Source organism: Streptomyces sp. GDS52 (genome assembly GCF_052246875.1).
Taxonomy (GTDB): domain Bacteria; phylum Actinomycetota; class Actinomycetes; order Streptomycetales; family Streptomycetaceae; genus Streptomyces; species Streptomyces cathayae.
The window spans coordinates 5,509,107-5,532,145 of sequence record NZ_CM125966.1 but is presented as its reverse complement, the minus strand read 5'-3'; the positions used below and the strand labels follow the sequence as shown (position 1 = coordinate 5,532,145).

At 70.8% G+C, this 23,039-nt stretch carries 18 protein-coding genes; 2 read left to right on the top strand and 16 right to left on the bottom strand.

Going from position 1 to position 23,039, the window contains the following annotated elements; genetic code table 11:
* Nucleotides 1-457: 457 nt before the first annotated feature.
* Nucleotides 458-3,634: an isoleucine--tRNA ligase gene (gene ileS, locus ACTWJ9_RS25205; protein ID WP_279336545.1), complete on the top strand. Its 3,177-nt coding sequence runs from the start codon at nt 458-460 to the stop codon at nt 3,632-3,634.
* A 231-nt stretch (nt 3,635-3,865) separates the two neighbouring features.
* Here ileS and ACTWJ9_RS25200 read toward each other — a convergent pair whose 3' ends face one another.
* The 16 genes from ACTWJ9_RS25200 to rsmH form a co-directional block, all read right to left on the bottom strand.
* Nucleotides 3,866-5,125, bottom strand: a complete 1,260-nt coding sequence (locus ACTWJ9_RS25200; RefSeq protein WP_387041530.1) for a DivIVA domain-containing protein — start codon at nt 5,123-5,125, stop codon at nt 3,866-3,868.
* Between the two features lie 52 nt (nt 5,126-5,177).
* A complete protein-coding gene (locus ACTWJ9_RS25195; protein WP_109383520.1) occupies nt 5,178-5,468 on the bottom strand; it encodes a YggT family protein in 291 nt (96 codons plus the stop codon).
* A 50-nt stretch (nt 5,469-5,518) separates the two neighbouring features.
* Nucleotides 5,519-6,160, bottom strand: a complete 642-nt coding sequence (locus ACTWJ9_RS25190) for a cell division protein SepF (RefSeq protein WP_279336543.1) — start codon at nt 6,158-6,160, stop codon at nt 5,519-5,521.
* Nucleotides 6,161-6,287: 127 nt separating this feature from the next.
* Nucleotides 6,288-7,022 carry a YggS family pyridoxal phosphate-dependent enzyme gene (locus ACTWJ9_RS25185; protein WP_279336542.1) on the bottom strand — a complete coding sequence of 245 codons (735 nt, stop codon included), beginning with the start codon at nt 7,020-7,022 and terminating at the stop codon, nt 6,288-6,290.
* Nucleotides 7,023-7,028: 6 nt separating this feature from the next.
* A complete protein-coding gene (pgeF, locus tag ACTWJ9_RS25180; protein WP_279336541.1) occupies nt 7,029-7,757 on the bottom strand; it encodes a peptidoglycan editing factor PgeF in 729 nt (242 codons plus the stop codon).
* Nucleotides 7,754-8,947 (bottom strand): cell division protein FtsZ, encoded by a 1,194-nt coding sequence (gene ftsZ, locus ACTWJ9_RS25175; RefSeq protein ID WP_279336540.1) that lies wholly within the window; start codon nt 8,945-8,947, stop codon nt 7,754-7,756. Before ftsZ ends, pgeF begins: the two co-directional genes overlap by 4 nt.
* Nucleotides 8,948-9,226: 279 nt before the next feature.
* Nucleotides 9,227-10,021: a cell division protein FtsQ/DivIB gene (locus tag ACTWJ9_RS25170; protein WP_443294807.1), complete on the bottom strand. Its 795-nt coding sequence runs from the start codon at nt 10,019-10,021 to the stop codon at nt 9,227-9,229.
* A gap of 148 nt (nt 10,022-10,169) precedes the next feature.
* Nucleotides 10,170-11,264: an undecaprenyldiphospho-muramoylpentapeptide beta-N-acetylglucosaminyltransferase gene (gene murG, locus ACTWJ9_RS25165; protein ID WP_279336538.1), complete on the bottom strand. Its 1,095-nt coding sequence runs from the start codon at nt 11,262-11,264 to the stop codon at nt 10,170-10,172.
* Between the two features lie 6 nt (nt 11,265-11,270).
* On the bottom strand, nt 11,271-12,623 hold the full coding sequence (ftsW, locus tag ACTWJ9_RS25160; protein ID WP_279336537.1) for a putative lipid II flippase FtsW: 1,353 nt from the start codon (nt 12,621-12,623) through the stop codon (nt 11,271-11,273).
* A gap of 80 nt (nt 12,624-12,703) precedes the next feature.
* Nucleotides 12,704-14,131, bottom strand: coding sequence for a UDP-N-acetylmuramoyl-L-alanine--D-glutamate ligase (gene murD / locus ACTWJ9_RS25155; RefSeq protein WP_279336536.1), 1,428 nt, complete (start codon nt 14,129-14,131; stop codon nt 12,704-12,706).
* Nucleotides 14,113-15,204 (bottom strand): phospho-N-acetylmuramoyl-pentapeptide-transferase, encoded by a 1,092-nt coding sequence (mraY, locus tag ACTWJ9_RS25150; protein WP_279338093.1) that lies wholly within the window; start codon nt 15,202-15,204, stop codon nt 14,113-14,115. The genes murD and mraY overlap by 19 nt, the downstream gene beginning before the upstream one ends.
* A complete protein-coding gene (locus ACTWJ9_RS25145) occupies nt 15,204-16,634 on the bottom strand; it encodes a UDP-N-acetylmuramoyl-tripeptide--D-alanyl-D-alanine ligase (protein WP_279336535.1) in 1,431 nt (476 codons plus the stop codon). Before ACTWJ9_RS25145 ends, mraY begins: the two co-directional genes overlap by 1 nt.
* Nucleotides 16,635-16,638: 4 nt before the next feature.
* Nucleotides 16,639-18,159: a UDP-N-acetylmuramoyl-L-alanyl-D-glutamate--2,6-diaminopimelate ligase gene (locus ACTWJ9_RS25140; protein ID WP_279336534.1), complete on the bottom strand. Its 1,521-nt coding sequence runs from the start codon at nt 18,157-18,159 to the stop codon at nt 16,639-16,641.
* 275 nt (nt 18,160-18,434) lie between these two features.
* On the bottom strand, nt 18,435-20,420 hold the full coding sequence (locus ACTWJ9_RS25135) for a peptidoglycan D,D-transpeptidase FtsI family protein (protein WP_388701805.1): 1,986 nt from the start codon (nt 20,418-20,420) through the stop codon (nt 18,435-18,437).
* Nucleotides 20,417-20,929 carry a septum formation initiator family protein gene (locus tag ACTWJ9_RS25130; protein ID WP_279336532.1) on the bottom strand — a complete coding sequence of 171 codons (513 nt, stop codon included), beginning with the start codon at nt 20,927-20,929 and terminating at the stop codon, nt 20,417-20,419. The genes ACTWJ9_RS25135 and ACTWJ9_RS25130 overlap by 4 nt, the downstream gene beginning before the upstream one ends.
* A 93-nt stretch (nt 20,930-21,022) precedes the next feature.
* A complete protein-coding gene (rsmH, locus tag ACTWJ9_RS25125) occupies nt 21,023-22,015 on the bottom strand; it encodes a 16S rRNA (cytosine(1402)-N(4))-methyltransferase RsmH (protein ID WP_279336531.1) in 993 nt (330 codons plus the stop codon).
* A 434-nt stretch (nt 22,016-22,449) separates the two neighbouring features.
* Here rsmH and ACTWJ9_RS25120 point away from each other — a divergent pair, with 434 nt between their 5' ends.
* The gene (locus tag ACTWJ9_RS25120) at nt 22,450-22,998 is read left to right on the top strand and encodes a beta-class carbonic anhydrase (RefSeq protein WP_279336530.1); all 549 of its coding nucleotides are present in this window, start codon (nt 22,450-22,452) and stop codon (nt 22,996-22,998) included.
* Nucleotides 22,999-23,039 lie beyond the last annotated feature (41 nt).

Here is a 23,039-nt window from a genome sequence, read left to right as displayed (position 1 = left end):
TGCCACTCCATTCGGGCGTATGTCACCCCATGGGGGGCCTCCACGGGGCCTCCACGGCGCGCGTGCCGCTCCGTCGACCGTCTGTGCGACAAACCGGTCGGCCGCTGTCGCCTCCGCGCCGTACACTGGGCGCAGCGAGAAGCGTGGATGGGGACGAGTAGCGGCGTACGCAGCCCAGAGCGACCCGGGGACGGTGTGAGCCCGGGGGCGAGCCCGACGTGAAGATCACCCCGGAGCCGCCGGAGGAAAGTCCTGGACCGTGGGCCCGGCCCACAGGCCCGCCCGGGCGAGTAGAACCGGCATCGCGACCCCAATGAGGGGGCTCACCGGAGCACACGACGCACCGGGGGGCCAAGGAGGGTGGTACCGCGGGAGCGCGCCGACGGCGGCGCAGGGATCGACACAGCTCTCGTCCCTCCGGACGGAAGGCAGCAAGTCCGCCGGAGGAAGCCCGCTGATGACAACGCCGACGTACCGACAGGTGCCAGCCCAGGTCGACCTGCCCGCCCTCGAGCACGCCGTGCTCGACTTCTGGCGGGAACAGAAGATCTTCGCCAAGAGCCTCGAGCAGTCCGAGGGCCGCCCCGAGTGGGTGTTCTACGAGGGCCCGCCCACCGCCAACGGCATGCCGGGTGCCCACCACATCGAAGCACGCGTCTTCAAGGACGTCTTCCCCCGCTTCCGGACCATGCAGGGCTACCACGTGGGCCGCAAGGCCGGCTGGGACTGCCATGGTCTCCCGGTGGAGCTCGCGGTGGAGAAGGAGCTCGGCTTCTCCGGCAAGCAGGACATCGAGGCGTACGGCATCGCCGAGTTCAACGCCAGGTGCCGCGAGTCGGTGACCCGCCACACCGACGCCTTCGAAGAGCTCACGACCCGGATGGGCTACTGGGCGGACCTCAACGACCCCTACCGCACCATGGACCCGGAGTACATCGAGTCCGTCTGGTGGTCGCTGAAGGAGATCTTCAACAAGGGTCTGCTGGCCCAGGACCACCGTGTCGCCCCCTGGTGCCCGCGCTGCGGCACCGGCCTGTCCGACCACGAGCTGGCGCAGGGCTACGAGACGGTCGTCGACCCGTCCGTCTACGTCCGCTTCCCGCTCACCTCCGGCCCGCTGGCCGGCGAGGCCGCGCTCCTGGTGTGGACGACCACACCCTGGACCCTGGTCTCCAACACCGCGGTCGCCGCGCACCCCGAGGTGACCTACGTCGTCGCCACCGACGGCGAGGAGAAGCTGGTCGTCGCCGAGCCGCTGGTCGCGGGGGCCCTCGGCGAGGGCTGGCAGACCACCGGGCAGACCTTCACCGGCGCCGAGATGGAGCGCTGGACGTACCGGCGCCCCTTCGAACTCGTCGAGTTCCCGAGCGCGAGCGAGGGAACCGGCGGGCACAGCTCCGAGTCGGCGCACTACGTGGTGAACGCCGACTACGTCACCACCGAGGACGGCACGGGTCTGGTCCACCAGTCCCCCGCCTTCGGTGAGGACGACCTCAAGGTCTGCCGCGCCTACGGTCTGCCGGTGGTGAACCCGGTCCGGCCCGACGGCACCTTCGAGGAGGACGTCCCGCTGGTCGGCGGCGTCTTCTTCAAGAAGGCCGACGAGAAGCTGACCGAGGACCTGGACCGCCGCGGCCTGCTCTTCCGGCACACCCCGTACGAGCACAGCTACCCGCACTGCTGGCGCTGCCACACCGCGCTGCTGTACTACGCGCAGCCGTCCTGGTACATCCGGACCACGGCCGTCAAGGACCGGCTGCTCGAGGAGAACGAGAACACCAACTGGTTCCCGGACTCGGTCAAGCACGGCCGGTACGGCGACTGGCTGAACAACAACATCGACTGGGCGCTGTCCCGCAACCGCTACTGGGGCACCCCGCTGCCGATCTGGCGCTGCGAGGACAACCACCTCACCTGTGTCGGCTCGCTCACCGAGCTGACCGGGCTGACCGGCACCGACCAGTCGGGCCTCGACCCGCACCGCCCGTACATCGACGAGGTCACCTTCGCCTGCCCGCAGGACGGCTGCGCGAAGACCGCCACGCGCGTGCCGGAGGTCATCGACGCCTGGTACGACTCGGGTTCGATGCCGTTCGCGCAGTGGGGCTACCCGTACAAGAACAAGGAACTGTTCGAGGCCCGCTACCCGGCGCAGTTCATCTGCGAGGCCATCGACCAGACCCGCGGCTGGTTCTACACGTTGATGGCCGTCGGCACGCTGGTCTTCGACAAGTCGAGTTACGAGAACGTCGTCTGCCTCGGCCACATCCTCGCCGAGGACGGCCGCAAGATGTCCAAGCACCTGGGCAACATCCTGCAGCCGATCCCGCTGATGGACCGGCACGGCGCGGACGCGGTCCGCTGGTTCATGGCGGCCGGCGGCTCCCCGTGGGCGGCCCGCCGGGTGGGGCACGGCGCCATCCAGGAGGTCGTCCGCAAGACGCTCCTGACGTACTGGAACACGGTCGCCTTCCAGGCGCTATACGCGCGCACCTCCGGCTGGGCCCCCTCCGGGGCCGACCCGGCGCCCGCCGACCGTCCGCTGCTGGACCGCTGGCTGCTCTCCGAACTGCACGCGCTCACCGACCAGGTGACCCGGGCGCTGGAGGGCTTCGACACCCAGCGCGCCGGCAAGCTGCTGTCCGCATTCGTCGACGACCTGTCCAACTGGTACGTCCGCCGCTCCCGGCGCCGCTTCTGGCAGGGCGACAAGGCCGCGCTGCGCACCCTGCACGAGGTCGTGGAGACGGTCACCAGGCTGATGGCCCCGCTGACCCCGTTCATCACCGAGCGGGTCTGGCAGGACCTGATCGTGCCGGTCGTCCCGGACGCCCCGGAATCGGTCCACCTGTCCTCCTGGCCCGAGGCGGACCTGACGGCGATCGACCCGGAGCTGTCCACCCAGATGGTGCTGGTGCGCCGCCTGGTGGAGCTGGGACGGGCCACCCGCGCGGAGTCGGGGGTCAAGACCCGCCAGCCGCTGAGGCGCGCCCTGATCGCGGCGAGCGGCTTCGGCGCCCTCCACCCCGAGCTGCACACGCAGATCACCGAGGAACTGAACGTCGAGTCCCTGGCGTCGCTGTCCGAGGTGGGCGGCTCGCTGGTGGACACGACGGCGAAGGCCAACTTCCGCGCGCTGGGCAAGCGGTTCGGCAAGCGGGTCCAGGACGTGGCCCGGGCCGTCGCGGACGCGGACGCCGCCGCGCTCTCCCTGGCGCTGCGCGAGGGCACCGCCTCGGTGGAGGTCGACGGTGAGACGATCACCCTCTCCCCGGACGAGGTGATCGTCACGGAAACCCCGCGTGAGGGCTGGTCGGTGGCGTCCGACGCGGGTGCCACGGTCGCGCTGGACCTGGAGATCACCGAGGAGCTGCGCCGCGCGGGCCTGGCCCGGGACGCGATCCGGCTGATCCAGGAGGCCCGCAAGAACAGCGGCCTCGACGTGGCCGACCGGATCGCTCTGCGCTGGACGGCCACGGAGGCCGCCATCGTCGCGGCCCTGACCGAGCACTCCGCTCTGATCGCCGAAGAGGTCCTGGCCACGGACTTCGCCCAGGGCGAGGCGGACGACTCCTACGGTCAGGCGTTCACCGACGAGGGCCTGTCCCTGACGTTCCGGCTGCGCAAGGCCTAGGCACACCCCGGGCACCCGCCCGGCACCCCCGAGGGCCCGGGCCCGCCGAGAGAGTTCGGCGGGCCCGGGCCCTCGGCACTGTGTCCGCCGGACAACTGCCCCCGGGCCTCGCACAACCGCCGCGCAGGGCCCGAACGCGCAGGACGAAAGGGCGGGGCCCCGGGTCGTCCGACCCGGGGCCCCGCCCTGAACGCTGCCGGCCGTCAGGCCGTACTCATGGCCGTGAGGCCGTCAGTTGTCGTCCTCGTCGATCAGGAACCCGCGCATCGGCGAGGGGGCCTGACCCATCGGCGACGGCCCCTGCGGGCGCACCGGCGCCATGGGCTGGGTCATCGCCGGCTGCATCTGCTGCTGGCTGCCGTAGGACGGACCGGGCTGGGCGCCCGGACCGCCGCCCATCGGCTGGCTGCCGCCGTAGGACGGTGCACCGGCCGGAGCCATCGAGGGCGCCGGGGACGGCGGCAGCGACGGGGCGGCCGGCTGACGCGGCGGGGCGAGCGAGTCGTCCGCCTGGGTCTCCAGCTGACGCAGCTGCGACTCCAGGTAGGACTTCAGCCGCGTGCGGTACTCGCGCTCGAAGCCGCGCAGGTCCTCGACCTTGCGCTCCAGCGTGGCGCGGGCGGACTCCAGGGAGCCCATCGCGACGCGGTGCTTCTCCTGCGCGTCCCGCTCCAGGGCGTCCGCCTTGGCGCGGGCGTCCCGCTCGAGACCCTCGGCACGGGAACGCGCCTCACCGACGATCTTGTTGGCCTCGGAACGGGCCTCGGCGATCGCCTGGTCGGCGGTCTGCTGGGCCAGCGAGAGCACGCGGGCCGCGCTGTCGCCACCGGGACCGCCCTGCTGCTGACCGGGGAGGCCGGGAGGACCGCCCATGGGGCCGCCGGGGCCGCCCATCGGGCCGCCGGGACCCATCTGTCCCTGCATCTGTCCCTGCATCGGACCGCCGGGACCCATCTGCCCCTGCATCTGTCCCTGCATCGGACCGCCGGGACCCATCTGCCCCTGCATCGGACCGCCCTGGCCCATCGGCCCGGGACCCTGACCCATGGGACCCTGGCCCATCGGGCCGGGACCCTGCGGACCGCCCTGTCCACCGGGGCCGGCGGGCAGTTGCGGCGCACCGCTCGGCAGCTGGGGCGGACCACCCATGGGGCCACCCATCTGCTGCTGCGGCGGGCCCGATATGCCGGCGGGCACCGGTCCGCCGGGACCTCGCATGCCCTGCTGGGGCATGCCCTGGGGAGGCGGTCCCTGCTGCCCCTGCTGCTGGTCCTGCGGTTCAGGGGGTTTGCGCATGTTCTGCTGGTTCTGGGCAGCAGCACGCGTGGCCGCGGCCAGTTTGGCGCGCAGGTCCTCGTTCTCTCGGAGCAGGCGCGTCAGTTCGGCTTCGACCTCGTCGAGGAAGGCATCGACCTCGTCCTCGTCATAGCCTTCTCGGAGGCGGACGGTCGTGAACTGCTTGTTCCGCACGTCCTCGGGGGTCAACGGCATCTCTTCACCTCAACGTAGTCATCGGCAGTCGGCAGGCCCATGTCGTCCACAGTCACCTCAGCGCACTGCCCACGAGGGAGATCAGGATGTAGACAATGATCATCAGTACGAAGAAGGACAGGTCGAGCGCCACGCCCCCGAGACGCAGCGGCGGGATGAACCGCCGCAGGAGCTTGAGCGGTGGATCGGTGACAGTGTAGGTGGCCTCCAGGACGACCACCATCGCCTTGCCGGGTTGCCACGAGCGGGCGAACTGGAAGACGTAGTCCATGACCAGACGGAAGATGAGCACGATGAGAAACACCATCAGCGCGATGTAGATCACCTGCGCGAACACGCTCATGGTCTGTCGGTCCCTCTCCCCTGTGTCCTGCTTCTGTCCGGTCCTGCGTCTCAGCTCTGGTTGAAGAACCCGCCCTCTGCGATACGGGCCTTGTCCTCCGCCGTGACATCGACGTTAGCAGGAGACAGCAGGAACACCTTCTGCGTCACCCGCTCGATGCTGCCGTGAAGACCAAACACCAGACCGGCCGCAAAGTCGACAAGTCGCTTCGCGTCCGTGTCATCCATCTCCGTGAGATTCATGATCACCGGAGTGCCCTCACGGAAGTGTTCCCCGATGGTACGGGCCTCGTTGTAGGTCCGCGGGTGAAGCGTGGTGATCCGGTAAGGCTCTCGTTCCGACACGACCTTGGGCATGATCACCGGTGCGTTCTTCTCCAGGTTCGCGCGTTCTTGTGTGATGGATGCCACGGGCGCGATGCGCGCCGGGCGTGCCGATTCAGCGGGAAGCGAAGCGGCCCGGGCAACCGGTTCACGGGGCGGGGGCGGTTGCGCCACCCGCACCTCTTCGTCCCTCTGGAGCTGATGCGCCCCGTGCAACTGGTGCGACGGCTCGTGCCGCCGGTGGTCCCGCTCGGGCTCCGGGTCGAGTTCGGGCTCGAAGTCGTCGTCTGGATCAAATCCGCGGCCGTCGTACCCATCGTCCTCCACGAGGCCGAGGTAGACCGCCATCTTGCGCATCGCGCCGGCCATGCTCCGAGTCCTCCTCTGTGGTGGATCCGCTGACGACCGCCAAGTGCCCGCGATCCACAAGGTCCTCAAGTCCGCCCATCAGCGGCAATGACCATATTTTCTACTGTGGTCCGACTTCCTGGCGACGTTACCCGAGCCCGGGGCGGACTCCGAGTACCGCACTGCCGACGCGCACATGTGTCGCTCCGGCCGCAACGGCCTGTTCGAGATCCGTACTCATCCCCGCGGAAACCATGTTCGCAGCCGGATGAGCCGTGCGCAGGTCGGTCGACAAATCCATCAAACGCTCGAACGCCGCCTGTTGCCGCCCGGCGTACTCCCCGGTGAGCGGGGCGACGGTCATCAGCCCGTCCAGCCGCAGCCCTTCGGACCCGGCGATCAGATCGGCCAACTCCGCGACGGCGCCCGGCGCGACGCCGCCGCGCTCCCCCCGGCCCCCGCCCGCCGCGGACTCGTCGGCGTCGAGCGCGACCTGGACGAGACAGCCGAGTTCACGTCCGGCCCGTACGGCTTCCCTGGCGAGGGCCGTGACAAGACGGGCACGGTCGACGGACTGCACGAAATCCGCGTAACCGACCACGGATCGCACCTTATTGGTCTGAAGCTGTCCGACGAAATGCCAGGAAAGGGGAAGATCCGAGCATTCGGCTGCCTTGGGGGCGGCCTCCTGGTCACGGTTCTCGGCGACATGGCGTACGCCGAGTTCCGACAGGATCCGCACATCACCGGCGGGAAAGGTCTTGGTGACCACGATCAGGGTCACCTCGGCGCGCCCGCGTCCGGCGGCCGCGCACGCGGCGGCGATCCGTCGCTCCACATCCGCGAGGTTCGCGGCGAGTTCGTCCCTACGTCGTTCCGTCATGCCCCATCAGTCCAGCCACACATAGCCGGCGAGCCGCCCGGTGGAGCGGTCGCGCCGGTACGAGAAGTGATCGTCCGACTCCCGGGTGCACACCTGCGACCGCTCCCGGTCGCGCACCCCGAGCCGTTCGAGCTGGGCGTGTACGCCCCCGTCCACATCGACCGCCGGTGTCCCCCAGCTCGTCTCGGCGTGCGCCGCCGGTTCGACGGCGGCCACGTCGGCGCGCATCGCCTCCGGCACCTCGTAGCACCGTCCGCAGACGGCGGGCCCGGTGCGGGCGACGATCCGGGCCGGGTCGGCACCGAGTCCGGTCATGGCCCGCACGGCGGCGGGAACCACCCCCGCGACCAGTCCGGGCCGTCCCGCGTGGGCCGCCGCGGCCACGCCGGCGACGGGGTCGGCGAGCAGCACCGGCACACAGTCGGCGGTGAGCACGGCCAGGGCGAGACCCCGTCGCGCGGTGACGACCGCGTCGGCCCCGGGGACCGGACGGTCGCCCCACGGCGCGTCGACCACCTCGGTGTCGGCGCCGTGCACCTGGTTCATCCACACCACCCGGGCCGGATCGAGGCCGAGGGACTTCGCGGCCAGTTCGCGGTTGACGCGTACGGCGTCGGGATCGTCGCCGACCGCTCCGCCGAGGTTGAGCTCCGCATACGGAGCGGCGCTCACCCCGCCCCACCGGTCGGTGAAGGCGAAGTGCGCGCCGCGCACGCTCTCGCGCTGTCCTATCACTTGAGGAAGTCCGGGACGTCCAGCTCCTCGGCCGCGCTGTCCGAGTACGCCCTCGTCGGCTGGACCGGCGGCTGGGCCACCGGGATGTCACTGACCGGCTCGGGGGCCGGCGCCGGCTCCTCCCGGGGCGTGACGCTGCCGAGCGAGCCGAAGGACGGCCGGCTCTCGGGCTGCCGCGCGGGAGCGGGCTCCTCGCGCTTGGCCGAGGACGAGCCGAGGACGTTGTCCCGCTTCGCCGGCGGCTGGCCGCCGTCGAAGCCGGCCGCGATCACGGTGACCCGGACCTCGTCGCCCAGGGCGTCGTCGATGACCGCGCCGAAGATGATGTTGGCCTCCGGGTGGGCGGCCTCGCTGACCAGCTGGGCGGCCTCGTTGATCTCGAACAGGCCGAGGTCGGAGCCGCCGGAGATGGAGAGCAGCACGCCCCGGGCGCCGTCGATGGAGGCTTCCAGCAGCGGCGAGGAGATCGCCATCTCGGCCGCCGCCACCGCGCGGTCGTCGCCGCGGGCCGAGCCGATGCCCATGAGGGCCGAACCGGCCTCGGACATGACCGACTTGACGTCGGCGAAGTCGAGGTTGATCAGGCCGGGCGTGGTGATGAGGTCGGTGATGCCCTGGACACCGGAGAGCAGGACCTGGTCCGCCGACTTGAAGGCGTCCAGGACCGAGACCTGGCGGTCCGAGATGGACAGCAGCCGGTCGTTGGGGATGACGATGAGGGTGTCGACCTCTTCACGGAGCTCGGCGATGCCGTCCTCCGCCTGGTTGGCGCGGCGCCGGCCCTCGAAGGTGAACGGGCGGGTGACCACGCCGATGGTGAGAGCGCCCAGCGAGCGGGCGATGTTGGCCACGACGGGGGCCCCGCCGGTGCCGGTGCCGCCGCCCTCACCGGCCGTCACGAAGACCATGTCGGCCCCCTTGAGGACCTCCTCGATCTCCTCGCGGTGGTCCTCGGCCGCCTTGCGGCCGACGGCCGGGTTGGCTCCGGCGCCGAGTCCGCGGGTGAGTTCCCGGCCGACGTCGAGCTTGACGTCGGCGTCGCTCATCAACAGGGCTTGCGCGTCGGTGTTGATGGCGATGAACTCGACGCCCTTGAGACCGACCTCGATCATCCGGTTGATGGCATTGACACCACCGCCGCCGACACCGATGACTTTGATGACTGCGAGGTAGTTCTGCGGTGCTGCCACGTCGAAGGCCTCTCGCCTCGAGTTACGTGTCGCCGTCTCACGGCCTTGCCGCGGTCCGACGACTGATGCCGATGGGGACGGTCCGTATCACCGACCCGAACCCTAACGTTGAAGTTTAGGGTTACCAGTGTGTCTGTTCTCTGGAGTCTTCTGAACAGGACACTAGGTCGACAAGCGGCGCGCGTTCAACGAACACGCCGAACCTCCCGTTTTTCTTTTCACCCTATGTGATCAGCCGTGGCACCGCCCAACCAGGGGGTTGACCTGCACTGATGAACGTCAACCCCCCGATGACGCGGGGGCGGTGGGAACACTCACGTCGAAGTGCCGTGCGTCCGGCGCCACTTTCAGCAGAGCGGTGAGGGTGCGCCCCTTCGCGGCACCCTTCTCCGCGCTCCCCCAGACGACCTCCCTGCCGTCCGTCAGCTTCAGCGAGATGTCGTCGTGGGTACGGACGTTGACGCTCCGGGTGACCCGGGCGACGGAGTCCGGGACGTCACGGACGATCCGGACCGCCTCCCGCACCAGCCGCTCCTCGCCGAAGCGGCGCAGACTCGCGGCCGTGGTGCCGCTTCGGCGGACGGTCAATTCCAGCCGGGGAACACCTCGGGGGGCCTTCGAAACCGTGGCGTACCGGACACCCTCGGCATCGATCTCGACGAACTCCCCGCCCTTTTCCATCAGAAGAACCGGGGTGCGCTCGGTGACTTTCAATCCGATTTCGTGCGGCCAGGAACGAACCACGTCAACTGCCGCGATCCGGGGCATCTCCCGGCGGAGCCGCGATGCGATCGTCTCGGTGTCCACCATGGCCAGCGGGCCCCCGAGGGGAACGGCGGCGACCTCGCGCACCTGCCCGGGAGTCAGCACACGGGTCCCGGACACGGAGACCCGCTCCGCCCTGGCCAGATCGGAGCCGTACAGCAGCCAGAACGCCCCGCTCCCGAGGAACACCAGGGCGATCGCCAGGATGATGATCAGACGAAGGTGCCGCCGCCTCAAGCGCCTGACGGGCGGCGGGCCGGACGACTCCCGCTGGCGTCCACCGCGCTCGGCGGTCGTCGTTCCGGCCACGAATCCTGCCTCCCGTCATCCGCGTTCACCTACGCGTCCAGGGCCTGTTCAGCACCTACCCGGCGGATCATGCCGCAGACCCGGGGGCCGCCGCGCCCGCGCCGACGAGGCGCGCCGGTCTCCTGCGGCCCGATCCGCCGGTCAGGCTCTACTGCCGCGCACGGGCGGCGATCGCCTCGTACACCATGCCGACGAGCAGGTCGTCGGCGTCCCGGCGGCCGAACTCGGCGGCGGCGCGGGACATCTCGTACAGCTGGTGCGGGTCGGACAGCACCGGCAGCACGGTCTGCCGCACCCACTCCGGCGTCAGCTCCGCGTCGTCGACCAGCAGACCGCCGCCGGCCTTGACCACCGGCTGGGCGTTCAGCCGCTGCTCGCCGTTGCCGATCGGCAGCGGAACGTAGGCGGCCGGGAGTCCGACGGCGGAGAGTTCGGCGACGGTCATCGCGCCCGCGCGGCAGAGCATCATGTCGGCCGCGGCGTACGCCAGATCCATCCGGTCCAGGTAACTTACCGGGATGTAGGGGGGCATTCCCGGCATCTGCTGCACCTGGGGCAGTTCGTTCTTCGGGCCGACCGCGTGCAGGATCTGGATCCCGGCCTGCTGCAGCCACGGCGCGACCTGCTGGACGACCTCGTTCAGCCGGCGGGCGCCCTGCGAGCCGCCGGAGACCAGCAGCGTGGGCAGGTTGGGGTCGAGCCCGAACGCGGCGCGGGCCTCGGGGCGCATGGCGGCCCGGTCCAGGGTGGCCACGGAGCGGCGCAGCGGGATCCCGATGTAGCGGGCGTCGCGCAACTTGCTGTCCGGGGTGGAGACGGCGACCTGGGCCGCGTACCGGGAGCCGATCTTGTTGGCCAGGCCGGGGCGGGCGTTGGCCTCGTGGACGATGATCGGCACCCCGAGCCGCTTGGCGGCGAGGTAGCCCGGCAGGGCGACGTAGCCGCCGAAGCCGACCACGGCGTCCGCCTTGGTGCGTTCCAGGATCTGCTCCGTCGCCTTGATGGTGCCGCGCAGCCGGCCCGGGACGGTGATCAGCTCCGGGGTGGGCTTGCGCGGCAGCGGTACGGCGGGGATCAGCGCCAGTTCGTACCCGCGCTCGGGTACCAGGCGTGTCTCGAGACCGCGTTCCGTGCCCAGGGCCGTGATGCCCACGGTCGGATCATGCCTGCGCAGGGCATCCGCGAGGGCGAGCGCGGGCTCGATGTGGCCCGCGGTTCCTCCGCCGGCGAGTACGACATGCACCGAAATTCACCGCTCTCCGGACGAACGTGCCGCCGTGGCGCGCCGTCGCATCGTGTTCCATCTCCGGGGCTGCTGAGAACCCCCGGCCCGCTTTCTACCAAAGCGAGGTTGCCGCATCGCAAGCGCCGCCCGCGCAGCGGGCTCGTCACGCGCGAAGGCGATCAGCAGCCCGATGGCGAACATGGTCGGCAACAGGGCGGACCCCCCGTAGGAGAACAGCGGGAGCGGGACACCGGCGATCGGCAGCAGTCCGAGGACCGCACCGATGTTGATCACGGCCTGCGCCGTGATCCAGGTGGTCACGCCTCCCGCGGCATACCTCACGAAGGGGTCCTCCGTGCGTCCGGCCACGCGGATACCCGCATAGCCTAGAGCCGCGAACAGGGCGAGTACCGACAGCGTCCCCGCCAGGCCCAGTTCCTCACCGGTGACGGCGAAGATGAAGTCGGTGTGGGCTTCCGGTAGTTGGCCCCATTTCTCCACACTCGCGCCCAGTCCGGAACCGAAGATCCCGCCGGAGGCGAGGGCGTAGATCCCGTGCACCGCCTGCCAGCAGTCGACGGGACCCGCCTGGGGTTCGGTGGCGCCGAGGCAGGAGAGCCGGGCCATGCGGTTCGGGCTGCTCCAGATGAGGAACGCGCCGATCAGCACGGCGACCGCCAGCACCCCGGCGAACAACCGGGTGGGCGCTCCCGTCAGCCAGAGCAGGCCGAACAGGATCGCCGTCAGGATGATCGCCGTGCCCATGTCGCCGCCCAGCATGATCAGTCCGAGCAGCATGAAGGCGACCGGTACGAGCGGCACCAGCAGGTGCTTCCACTGGGCCAGCAGCCGTCTGTCCTGCTTGCGGGCGAGCAGGTCGGCGCCCCACAGCACCAGGGCGAGCTTGCCGAACTCACTGGGCTGGAGTTGGAAGGAGCCGCCGAGGTCGATCCAGTTCTGGTTGCCGTTGACCGCCATCCCTATCCCCGGCACCTGCACCAGGATCATCAGGAAGACGGAGCCCGCGAGGAGGGGGTAGGCCAGCGCCCGGTGCAGTTTCACGGGCATCCGGGCGGCCGCGAGCAGCAGCACCGTCCCGATGCCGGCGGCCAGGAGCTGCTTGCGGAAGAAGTACGAGCCCGGCAGCGAGTTCTGCAGCGCGGTGATCTGGGAGGCCGAGTAGACCATCACCAGGCCGAGCACGATGATCAGCGCGCTGCCGCCGAGGATCACGTAGTAGGCGGTCAGCGGCCGGTCCCAGGCCCTGCGCGCCCGTGTGCCGAGGGCGCGGACGGTGTTCCGGCGGACCGGCCGGGGCACGGCGGGCGGGCGGGGCGCCCGTCGCGCGGGCGGCCGCCCGGTGCGGCTAGTGGACATGGCGGCCTCCGCTGTGCGCCCCACGGTGCCTCGACGGTCCCACAGGTCCCTCCCAGGGTCGCCCGGCGCAGGCGGCCGGGTCAGGCACCGAGTTCGCGCACCGCCTGTGCGAACGCCTCACCGCGCCTGTTGTAGTCGGCGAACATGTCCATCGATGCGCAGGCCGGGGCCAGCAGCACCGTGTCGCCGGGCCGTGCGAGCCGCTTCGCCTCCTGGACAGCCTGGAGCATCGCCCCAGTGTCGGTCCGGTCGAGGTCGACCACGGGTACCTCCGGGGCGTGTCGCGCCAGGGCTTCGCGGATCAGCTCGCGGTCCCGGCCGATCAGGACGGCGCCGCGGAGCCGCTTCGCCGCCCCCGCGACCAGTTCGTCGAAGGTGGCGCCCTTGGCGAGTCCGCCGGCGATCCACACGATCGACTCGTAGGCCGCCAACGACGCCTGTGCCGCATGGGTGTTGGTCGCCTTGGAGTCGTCGACATAGGCGACCCCGTCCACGTCGGCGACGTGCGCGACGCGGTGGGCGTCCGGGGTGAAGGCCCGCAGCCCGTCCCGTACGGCCGCCGCCGGCACCCCGAAGGCGCGCGCGAGGGCGGCCGCGGCAAGGGCGTTGGCGATGTTGTGCGGGGCGGGCGGGTCGACGTCGGTGACCTCGGCGAGTTCCTGGGCGCTGCTGTACCGGTCCTCGACGAAGGCGCGGTCGACCAGGATGCCCTCCACGACACCGAGTTGGGAGGGGCCGGGGGTACCGAGGGTGAAGCCGACGGCGCGGCAGCCCTCTTCGACGTCGGCCGCGCGGACCAGGTCCTCGGTGGACGGCTTGTCGGTGGCGTCGGCGTTGTAGACGCAGGCGATCCGATTGCCCTCGTAGACACGGCCCTTGTCGGCGGCGTACGCCTCCATGGAGCCGTGCCAGTCGAGGTGGTCGGGGGCGAGGTTCAGCACCGTCGCCGAGTGGGCGCGCAGGGAGGGCGCCCAGTGGAGCTGGTAGCTGGACAGCTCCACGGCGAGCACGTCGTACTCTTCCTCGCCGGTGACGACGTCGAGCAGGGAGACGCCGATGTTGCCGACGGCGGCCGTCCGCAGGCCCGCGGCGCGGAGGATCGACGCGAGCATCTGGACGGTGGTGGTCTTGCCGTTGGTGCCGGTGACCGCGAGCCAGGGTGCCGCGTCGGGCTTCCTGAGCCGCCAGGCGAGTTCGACGTCGCCCCACACCGGCACCCCGGCCTCGTCCGCCGCCGCGAACAGCGGCTTGTCCGGCTTCCAGCCGGGGGCGGTGACGATCAGTTCGGTGCCGTCGGGCAGGGTCGCGCCGTCACCGAGGCGCACGGCGATGCCGAGCGCCTCCAGTTCGGCGGCCTGCTCGCGGGCGCGTGGGTCGTCGCCGTCGTTGACGACGGTGACCCGCGCGCCGAGTCCGTGCAGCACCTTCGCCGCCGGGACACCGGAGACTCCGAGCCCGGCCACGGTGACGTGCTTGCCCTGCCAGTCGGTCACTTGTCCGCTGCCCATCCCGCGTAGAAGATGCCGAGTCCGACGATCACACAGATGCCCTGGATGATCCAGAAGCGGACCACCACAAGGACTTCGGACCACCCCTTGAGTTCGAAGTGGTGCTGGAGTGGCGCCATGCGGAAGACGCGCTTCCCGGTGAGCTTGAAGGAGCCGACCTGGATGACCACCGACATGGTGATGAGGACGAACAGTCCGCCCAGGATGGCGACCAGCAGCTCGGTGCGGGAGCAGATCGCGAGACCCGCGAGGACGCCGCCGAGCGCGAGCGAACCGGTGTCACCCATGAAGATCTTGGCCGGCGAGGTGTTCCACCACAGGAAGCCGAGGCAGGAGCCCATCAGCGCGGAGGCGACCACCGCGAGGTCGAGGGGGTCTCTCACCTCGTAACAGGCACCCGGGTTGGTCAGGGTCGTCGCATTGGCGCAGGACTCCTGGAACTGCCAGACGCCGATGAAGGTGTAGGCGCCGAAGACCAGGACGGAGGCGCCGGTGGCCAGACCGTCCAGACCGTCCGTCAGGTTCACGCCGTTCGACATCGCGAGGATCATGAACAACGCCCAGATGACGAACAGCACCGGGCCGATGGTCCAGCCGAAGTCGGTGATGAACGAGAGCTTGGTGGACGCCGGGGTGTTGCCCCGGTTGTCCGCGAACTGCAGGGCGAGTACGGCGAAGGTGATACCGACGATCAGCTGGCCGGACATCTTCGCTTTGGCCCGCAGGCCCAGCGAACGCCGCTTGACGATCTTGATGTAGTCGTCCAGGAAGCCGACCAGGCCCATGCCCACCATCAGGCCGAGCACCAGCAGACCCGAGAAGGTCGGCGCCGCGTCGGCCTTCGGGTCCACGTAGCCGGTGACCAGTTTCGCCAGGAAGTACGCGGCGACCGTCGCCAGGATGAAGGCGATACCGCCCATCGTCGGCGTACCGCGCTTGCTGGCGTGCTCGCGCGGGCCGTCGTCGCGGATGTACTGCCCGTACCCCTTGCGTGCGAGCAGCTTGATCAGCAGCGGAGTGCCGACCAGCGTCAGGAAGAGACCAATGACTCCTGCGAACAGGATCTGCTTCATCATCGGGTGACGACCTCACCCTCGGTACCGGTCGCGAGCAGCGCCTGCGCCACGCTCTCGAGACCGACCGAACGGGACGCCTTCACGAGAACGACGTCTCCCTGGCGCAATTCACTGCGCAACAGGTCGACAGCCGCCTGTGCGTCGGACACGTGCACCGACTCCTCACCCCACGAACCCTCGTTATATGCGCCCAGTTGCAGCCAGGCGGCTTCCCTGCCCCCGACCGCGACGAGCTTGCTGACGTTGAGCCGGACGGCGAGCCGTCCGACCGCGTCGTGCTCGGCGAGCGCCTCGTCCCCGAGCTCGGCCATCTTGCCGAGCACCGCCCACGTACGACCCCCCTTCGCCTGTGAGGCTTTGCCCATGGCCGCGAGCGCGCGCAGGGCGGCTCGCATGGACTCGGGGTTCGCGTTGTAGGCGTCGTTGACGACCGTCACGCCGTCCGGGCGCTCGGTGACCTCCATCCGCCAGCGGGAGAGGGAGCCCGCCTCGGAGAGCGCGAGTGCAATCTCTTCTGCGGACATGCCCAACTCGTGGGCGACGGCGGCCGCGGCGAGCGCGTTCGACACGTGATGCTCACCGTACAGGCGCATGGTCACATCGCTTGCACCGGAGGGTGTGTGAAGCCTGAACGAGGGCTGTCCGCTGTCCGTGAGTCGCACGTTCTCGGCCCGAACGTCCGCTTCGTCGGTCTCTCCGAAAAGGAGCACCTTCGCCTTCGTACGGGACGCCATGGCGCGTACGAGCGGGTCGTCCGCGTTGAGGATCGCGGTGCCGCCCTCCTCGGCCGGCGGCAGGGCCTCCACCATCTCGCCCTTGGCCTGGGCGATCTGCGCCCGGCCGCCGAACTCGCCGATGTGGGAGGTGCCGACGTTGAGGACCAGACCGACCTTCGGGGGCGTCAGGTCGGTGAGGTAGCGGATGTGGCCGATCCCGCGGGCACCCATCTCCAGCACGAGGAACTTCGTCTCCTCGGTAGCGGTGAGCGCGGTCAGCGGCAGCCCGATCTCGTTGTTGAGGGATCCGGGGGTGAAGACGGTGGGCGCCTTGCGCCGCAGCACCTGCGCGATGAGGTCCTTGGTGCTGGTCTTGCCGGACGAGCCGGTGAGCGCGACGAGGGTCGCGCCGAGGCGCTGCACGACGTGCCGGGCGAGGGCGCCCAGCGCTCTCTGGACGTCGTCGACGACGATCGCGGGCACGCCCACGGGGCGGGAGCCGAGCACGGCGGCCGCGCCCGCCTCGACGACCGCGGCCGCGAAGTCGTGGCCGTCCACGTGTTCGCCGACGAAGGCGACGAAGAGGCTGCCGGGACCCGCTTCCCGCGAGTCCCGGACGACACCTCCGGTGACCTGGACGGACGGATCCGGTATGTCGTACGTCTGCCCGCCGACGACTTCGGCGATCTCGGCGAGGGAGAGGGCGATCACAAGTTCATCCCTGGGTCTGCTGGATAGCTTCGCGGAGCACCTGGCGGTCGTCGAAGGGACGCACCACCCCGGCGATGTCCTGTCCCTGCTCGTGGCCCTTGCCCGCGACCAGCACGGCGTCGCCGGGCTGTGCGCGGGCGACGGCGGCGGCGATCGCCGCGGCCCGGTCCTCGAAGACCTGCACCTCGCCACGCTCGTGGGCGGGCACGGAGGCCGCGCCCTGGAGCATGGCGGCGAGGATGGCGAGGGGGTCCTCGGAGCGGGGGTTGTCTGAGGTCAGTACGGCGGTGTCGGCGAGCCGGGCCGCCGCGGCGCCCATCGGCTCGCGCTTGGTGACGTCCCGGTCGCCGCCGCAGCCGAGCACCACGTGCACCTGGCCCTCGGTGACCCTGCGCAGGGCGCGCAGCACCGACTCGACGGCGTCGGTCTTGTGGGCGTAGTCGACCACCGCGAGGTACGGCTGGCCCTCGTCCACCCGCTCCAGCCGGCCGGGCACACCGGGGACGGCGGCGACACCGTCGGCGGCGGCCTGCGGGTCGAGTCCGGCGGCGGCGAGGGCGACGATCGCGGCGAGGGTGTTGGCCACGTTGAACGGGCCCGGCAGCGGCGACCGGGCGGTGATCCGCTCGTTCTCGGGCCCGATCACGGTGAACGTCGAGTCGGTCGGGCCGACCTCGACGTCCGCGGCGCGCCAGTCGGCGTCGGGGTGTCCCTCCGCGGAGTAGGTGATGACGGGGACGCCGGCCTCCTTGGTGAGGCGGCGGCCGTACTCGTCGTCGGCGTTGACCACCGCGAGCCGGCTGCGCTGCGGGGTGAACAGGCGCGCCTTGGCCGCGAAGTAGTCCTCCATGCCGGAGTGGAACTCCATGTGCTCCGGGCTGAGGTTGGTGAAGACGGCGATGTCGAAGACACAGGCGTCCACCCGGCCCAGCACCAGGGCGTGGCTGGAGACCTCCATGGCGACCGCGTCGACCCCGCGTTCGCGCATGACGGCGAACAGGGCCTGGAGGTCGGTGGCTTCCGGCGTGGTGCGCTCGGACTTGATGCGCTCGTCACCCACGCGCATCTCGACGGTGCCGATGAGTCCCGTGCTGTGCACGGACCTGAGGCCCCCCTCGACGAGATAGGCGGTGGTGGTCTTGCCGGAGGTGCCGGTGATGCCGATCTGGAGCAGGTCGCGGCCCGGGTGGCCGTAGATCGTGGCCGCCAGTTCGCCCATCTCCCCGCGGGGGTCGTCGACCACCAGCGCGGGCAGTCCGGCCGCGGCGACGCGTTCGGCACCGCTCGGGTCGGTGAGCACGGCGACCGCGCCGAGGCCCGCAGCCTGGGTGACGAAGTCGGCGCCGTGCGCGCGGGCACCGGGGAGGGCGGCGTACAGGTCGCCGGGACGTACGGCGCGCGAGTCATGGGTGATGCCCGTGACGTCGGCGGTCCGGGACGGTGCGGTGACACCCAGTTGACCGGCGAGTTCCGCGAGAGGTGTGGCGGAGACCCGCGCCGGCCGGGGCGGCCCGGGAAATGTCACGGGTTGGCCCTTCTGAGTGGTTTGCGACTGATCAGCGTGTGGCACGGCGGTGAGCGTACCGGGCGTACCCGCCGCGGAGCCAAAGCGGGGCTCGCCTGCGGCCCCGTCCGGTGGGGGCGACGGGGCGGGTGGTGGGGGTGATGGGGCAGGTGGCGGGAACGAGGGGTCCGGTCCTCGGCGGGGGGTGTCCCGGTTCCCGGGATCGGGGGTGATCGTTGTCACGGGCTGTTCCTGGGTGGTTCCGTGCCGGCCGGACGCGAGGGGTTCGCGGCCGGTCAGCGTGTGAAGGTGACCGGGAGGTTGGCCGGTTCGGCGCCGGTCGGCGGCACCTGGAGGGTCTTGAGGGCGAACTCCATGACCTTCTTGTAGACGGGTCCGCAGATCTGGCCGCCGAAGTAACTGCCCTCGGTGGCGTTCTGGATGGCGCAGTAGACGGTGATCCGGGGCTGGTCCGCGGGTGCGAACCCGGCGAAGGAGGAGGTGTAGCCGTGGTACTTGCCGGTGGCCGGATCCACGCGGTTGGCCGTACCCGTCTTCCCCGCGACCCGGTAGCCGGGGATGCGCGCCTTGGTTCCGGTGCCCTCCTCGTCGTCCACGACCGACTCCAGCATCCGGGCGAGGGTCTTCGCCGTCTTCTCGCTGACCACCCGTGACTTCTCGGGCTCCGGGGCGGGGGTGAAGCGTTGGTCGGGTCCCTTGGTGCCGCGTACGAGCGTGGGCTCGATGCGTACGCCGCCGTTGGCGATGGTCGAGTAGACGGACGCGGCCTGCATGGCGTTGACGGACACGCCCTGACCGAAAGGAATCGTGTACTGCTGCGAGGTCGACCAGGCGCCGGGCGGGGCGAGGATGCCCTTGGTCTCGCCGGGGAAGCCCAGTCCGGTGTGGTCGCCGAGGCCGAACTTGCGCAGGTAGTCGTAGAGGACCTTGTTGGCCTGGGCCTGGGTCTTGCCGAGCTGGCCGGTGGCCAGGATGGTGCCGATGTTGCTGGACTTGGCGAGCACCCCGTTGAGCGTCAGGTACCAGGTCGGGTGGTCGACGTCGTCCTTGAACAGCCGGTCGCCGCGGTGCAGCCGGTTGGGCACGACGACGTGCGTCTGCGGGGTGGCCGCCCCCTCCTCCAGCACGGCCGCCATCGACATGACCTTGGCGGTGGAACCGGGCTCGAAGGCGTCCTGGAGGGCCGCGTTGCCGAGCGCCGCCGGATCGGCCTCGGAGAGGTCGCCCGGATCGAACCCGGGCGCGTTGGCCAGGGCGAGGACCTCACCGGTGCGGGTGTCCTGGACGATGACGTAGCCGCGGTCGGCCGCGGACTTCTCGACCTGCTCGCTGATGGCGTTCTGCGCGGCCCACTGGATGTCGCGGTCGATGGTGAGCTCGACGTCGCTGCCGGGCACGGCCGGTGTCTCGCTGGACCCCGCGGTCGGCACCAGACGGCCGCCGGACTGGACGAAGCGGATGCTGCCGTCCTCACCGGCGAGCCGCTTGTCCAGCTGGAGTTCGATGCCGCCGCCACCCTTGCCCTCGGCGTTGACCCAGCCCAGTATCCCGGCGGCGAGTTCGTTGTTCGGGTAGACCCGCTTGCTGGTGGGCACGGACAGGACGCCCGCGAGGACGTTGGCGGAGGACGTGTCGGTCTTCGCCTTCTTCGCCAGCGCGGTCTTCAGGTCCTTGATCTGCTTCCAGACCTGCGGGGTCTGGCGGCTCGCGAGTTTGACGTAGCGCAGGGCCTTGTTGTCCGGCCGCAGCTTCTCGACCAGCTTGTCCTGGTCCTGGCCGAGGATCGGGGCGAGGAGGACGGCGGCCTGTTCTGGGCCGTCGGGGATCTCCAGCTGGTCGGGGGCGAACATCGTGGGGTCGGCGGTGATGTCGTAGGCGTCCTCGCTGGTCGCCAGGGCGACACCGTTGCGGTCGGTGATCTCGCCGCGCTCGGCGTCCAGCACCTGGCCGACCTGGAGGTTCTGCCCGGCCTTCGCCGCATAGGTGTCGGCCTCGACGGCCTGCACCTGGAGCAGGCGTACGACGAAGACGCTCAGGACGAGGGTCAGGGCCAGGCCGACCAGGCGCAGGCGGGGGCGCGGGCTGCCCAGCCGGAGGGCCTTCGGGGCCGCCGGGCGGGGCGGAGCGGGGCGGCGGGCCGGGCGGTGGCCGGGTCCGGGGCGCTGCCGGGCGCCCGGGCGGGCGGGACCGGCGGGTCCGGGCACGCGACGGCGCGGCGGTTGCCCGGCGGTGTTTCCGGTGTCGTCGGCCACTTCCGTCACCTGCCGGGAGTCGATGCGGGCGTGGGCGTGACCGCGGAGGTCGGGAGAACGGCTGCGATACTCGGTACCGCGTAGGGGGGCGGGGCCGTCGCGGTGGCCAGTGCCTCGGGAGGGATCACCAGGGGGGCGCGGGCGGCGGAGGCCGGGGCGGGGGCGCCCTTGACCTTGCCGTCGGGGCTCAGGAAGACGGGGTCGCCGCCGGGCACCATGCCGAGTTCGCGTGCGCGGCGCTGCAGGGCGTCGGGAGCGGAGTGGGCGTCGATGTCCCGCTGCAGGGCCTGTTCCTCATCGGTGAGGCTCTTCGTCTCCCGCTTGAGGTCGTCGAGTTCGAACGCTCCCTCGCTGAGGGCCGAGTTCAGCACCAGGAGCCCGATCAGGCCACCGCCCAGGAGAAGGACGACGAGCAGCACGAAGGGGGTGCGGGCGGCCTGGGCCCGTCCCGTGGGGAGGAGCCCCGCGAGACGGGCCGCCCTCCCCTTCAGCTCGGGCAGTTCGGGTTTCCTGCTCACTCACGCTCCCCTGGGTTCGCCTGCCTTCCGTACCCGCATGTCCCGTACGGCGCCGGGCTCACGTGCCGTGACCGCCTCACGCGCCCCTTCGCCTCACACGTCTCGTTCAAGGTGCTCCCTGATCCGCTGGGCACCTCGCAGCCGTGCGGGTGCGGCACGCCGGTTCTCGGCGATCTCCTCCTCGGTGGGAAGTTCGGCACCGCGTGTCAGCAGCTTGAGCCGGGGCTGGTAGCGCTCGGGGACGACCGGCAGTCCGGGAGGCGCGGTGGTGGCGGCACCCGCCGCGAGCACCTGCTTGACCAGCCGGTCCTCCAGGGAGTGGTACGACAGCACGGCGATCCGGCCGCCGACGTCGAGCGCCTTCACCGCGGCCGGGACGGCCCGCTCCAGTACGGAGAGTTCGCCGTTGACCTCGATCCGCAGCGCCTGGAAGGTGCGCTTCGCCGGATTGCCACCGGTGCGTTTGGCGGCCTGCGGAAGCGCGTCCCGGATCAGCTCGACCAGGCGTGCGCTGGTGGTGAACGGCTCCTTCTCCCGCTCGCGCACCACCGCGGCCACGATCCGCTTGGCCTGCTTCTCCTCGCCGTAGGCGCGCAGGATGCGGACGAGTTCACCGGGCGGGTAGGTGTTGAGGACCTCGGCGGCGCTGACGCCGGCCGTCTGGTCCATGCGCATGTCGAGCGGGGCGTCCTGGGCGTAGGCGAAGCCCCGGTCGGCCTCGTCGAGCTGCATGGAGGACACGCCCAGGTCGAACAGGACGCCCTGCACGCGCGCGATACCGAGCCGGTCGAGCACCTCGGGGAGTTCGTCGTAGACGGCGTGCACCAGGGTGGCGCGCTCGCCGAACGGGGCGAGCCGCTCGCGGGACAGGCGCAGGGCCTCCTTGTCCCGGTCCAGGGCGACCAGCCTCACCTCGGGGAACCGCGTCAGCAGGGCCTCGCTGTGGCCGCCGAGACCGAGGGTGCAGTCGACGACCACCGCTCCCGGCTGTTCCAGGGCGGGCGCCAGCAGGTCCAGGCACCGCTGGAGCATCACCGGAACGTGCCGACTCTGCCCGCCCGTGTTCGCAAACGCTTCGCGCCCCATTGGATCTGGGCCCTCTCAAGGTCCGGCGCGGCCGTGACGCACCGCCGGGTCCCCGCCCCTCCCCCGGTGTGGACGGGGCGGCCTGCCGGCGCCGGAGGCGTCAGCCGGCCGGGAACGGGAGGAGGCCGAGCCGTACGTACGCGCAGCGCACGCGGGGGATCTCCGGGACGCTGCCCGGGTCTCCGGGGGAAATCAGTGCAGCAGGGAGAGTCTCGCCTCCCGCTCCGCGTCACTTTAGTCCACGGTTTCGCCCGGTCAATCAACCGGCCTGTGCGGCGCGGCCCTCGGCCGGACGACACCCCGCGTCGGGGGAAACCACCCGTACGAGGAGGATCACGCCCCCCTTGTGGGTCATCTCACTCCAAAGCATGATGGCGTTCTTTGTCCTGTCTCACAGCAGGACCGGAGAGCACGTGGCCAGTAACGTCATGGCTATGACGACTTCTGCATCGGTTCCCGCGAGCTCCGGAAGTGCGACGGTCGGCCACGGCACGGTCACCGACCGGCTGGTCGACGCCAACGGACAGTACGCCGGCGCCTTCATCGATCCCGGGATGGACGCCCGCCCCGTTCTGCGCGTGGCCGTGGTGGCCTGCATGGACGCCCGGCTCGACCTGCACGCCGCGCTCGGCCTCGAGCTCGGTGACTGCCACACCGTCCGCAACGCGGGTGGTGTGGTCACCGACGACGTGATCCGGTCGCTGACCATCAGCCAGCGCGCGCTGGGCACCCGCAGCGTGGTGCTCATCCACCACACCAACTGCGGCCTGGAGGCCATCACCGAGGAGTTCCGGCACGAACTGGAGATGGAGGTCGGTCAGCGTCCGGCCTGGGCCGTGGAGTCCTTCCGTGACGTCGACCAGGACGTACGGCAGTCGATGCAGCGGGTGCGCACCTCGCCGTTCCTGCTGCACACCGACGACGTGCGCGGATTCGTCTTCGACGTGAAGACCGGCCTGCTGCGCGAGATCGACCCCGTCTGACCTGCTGCCCCGCCCCGAGGGTGACCGGTCCCCGGCTCCAC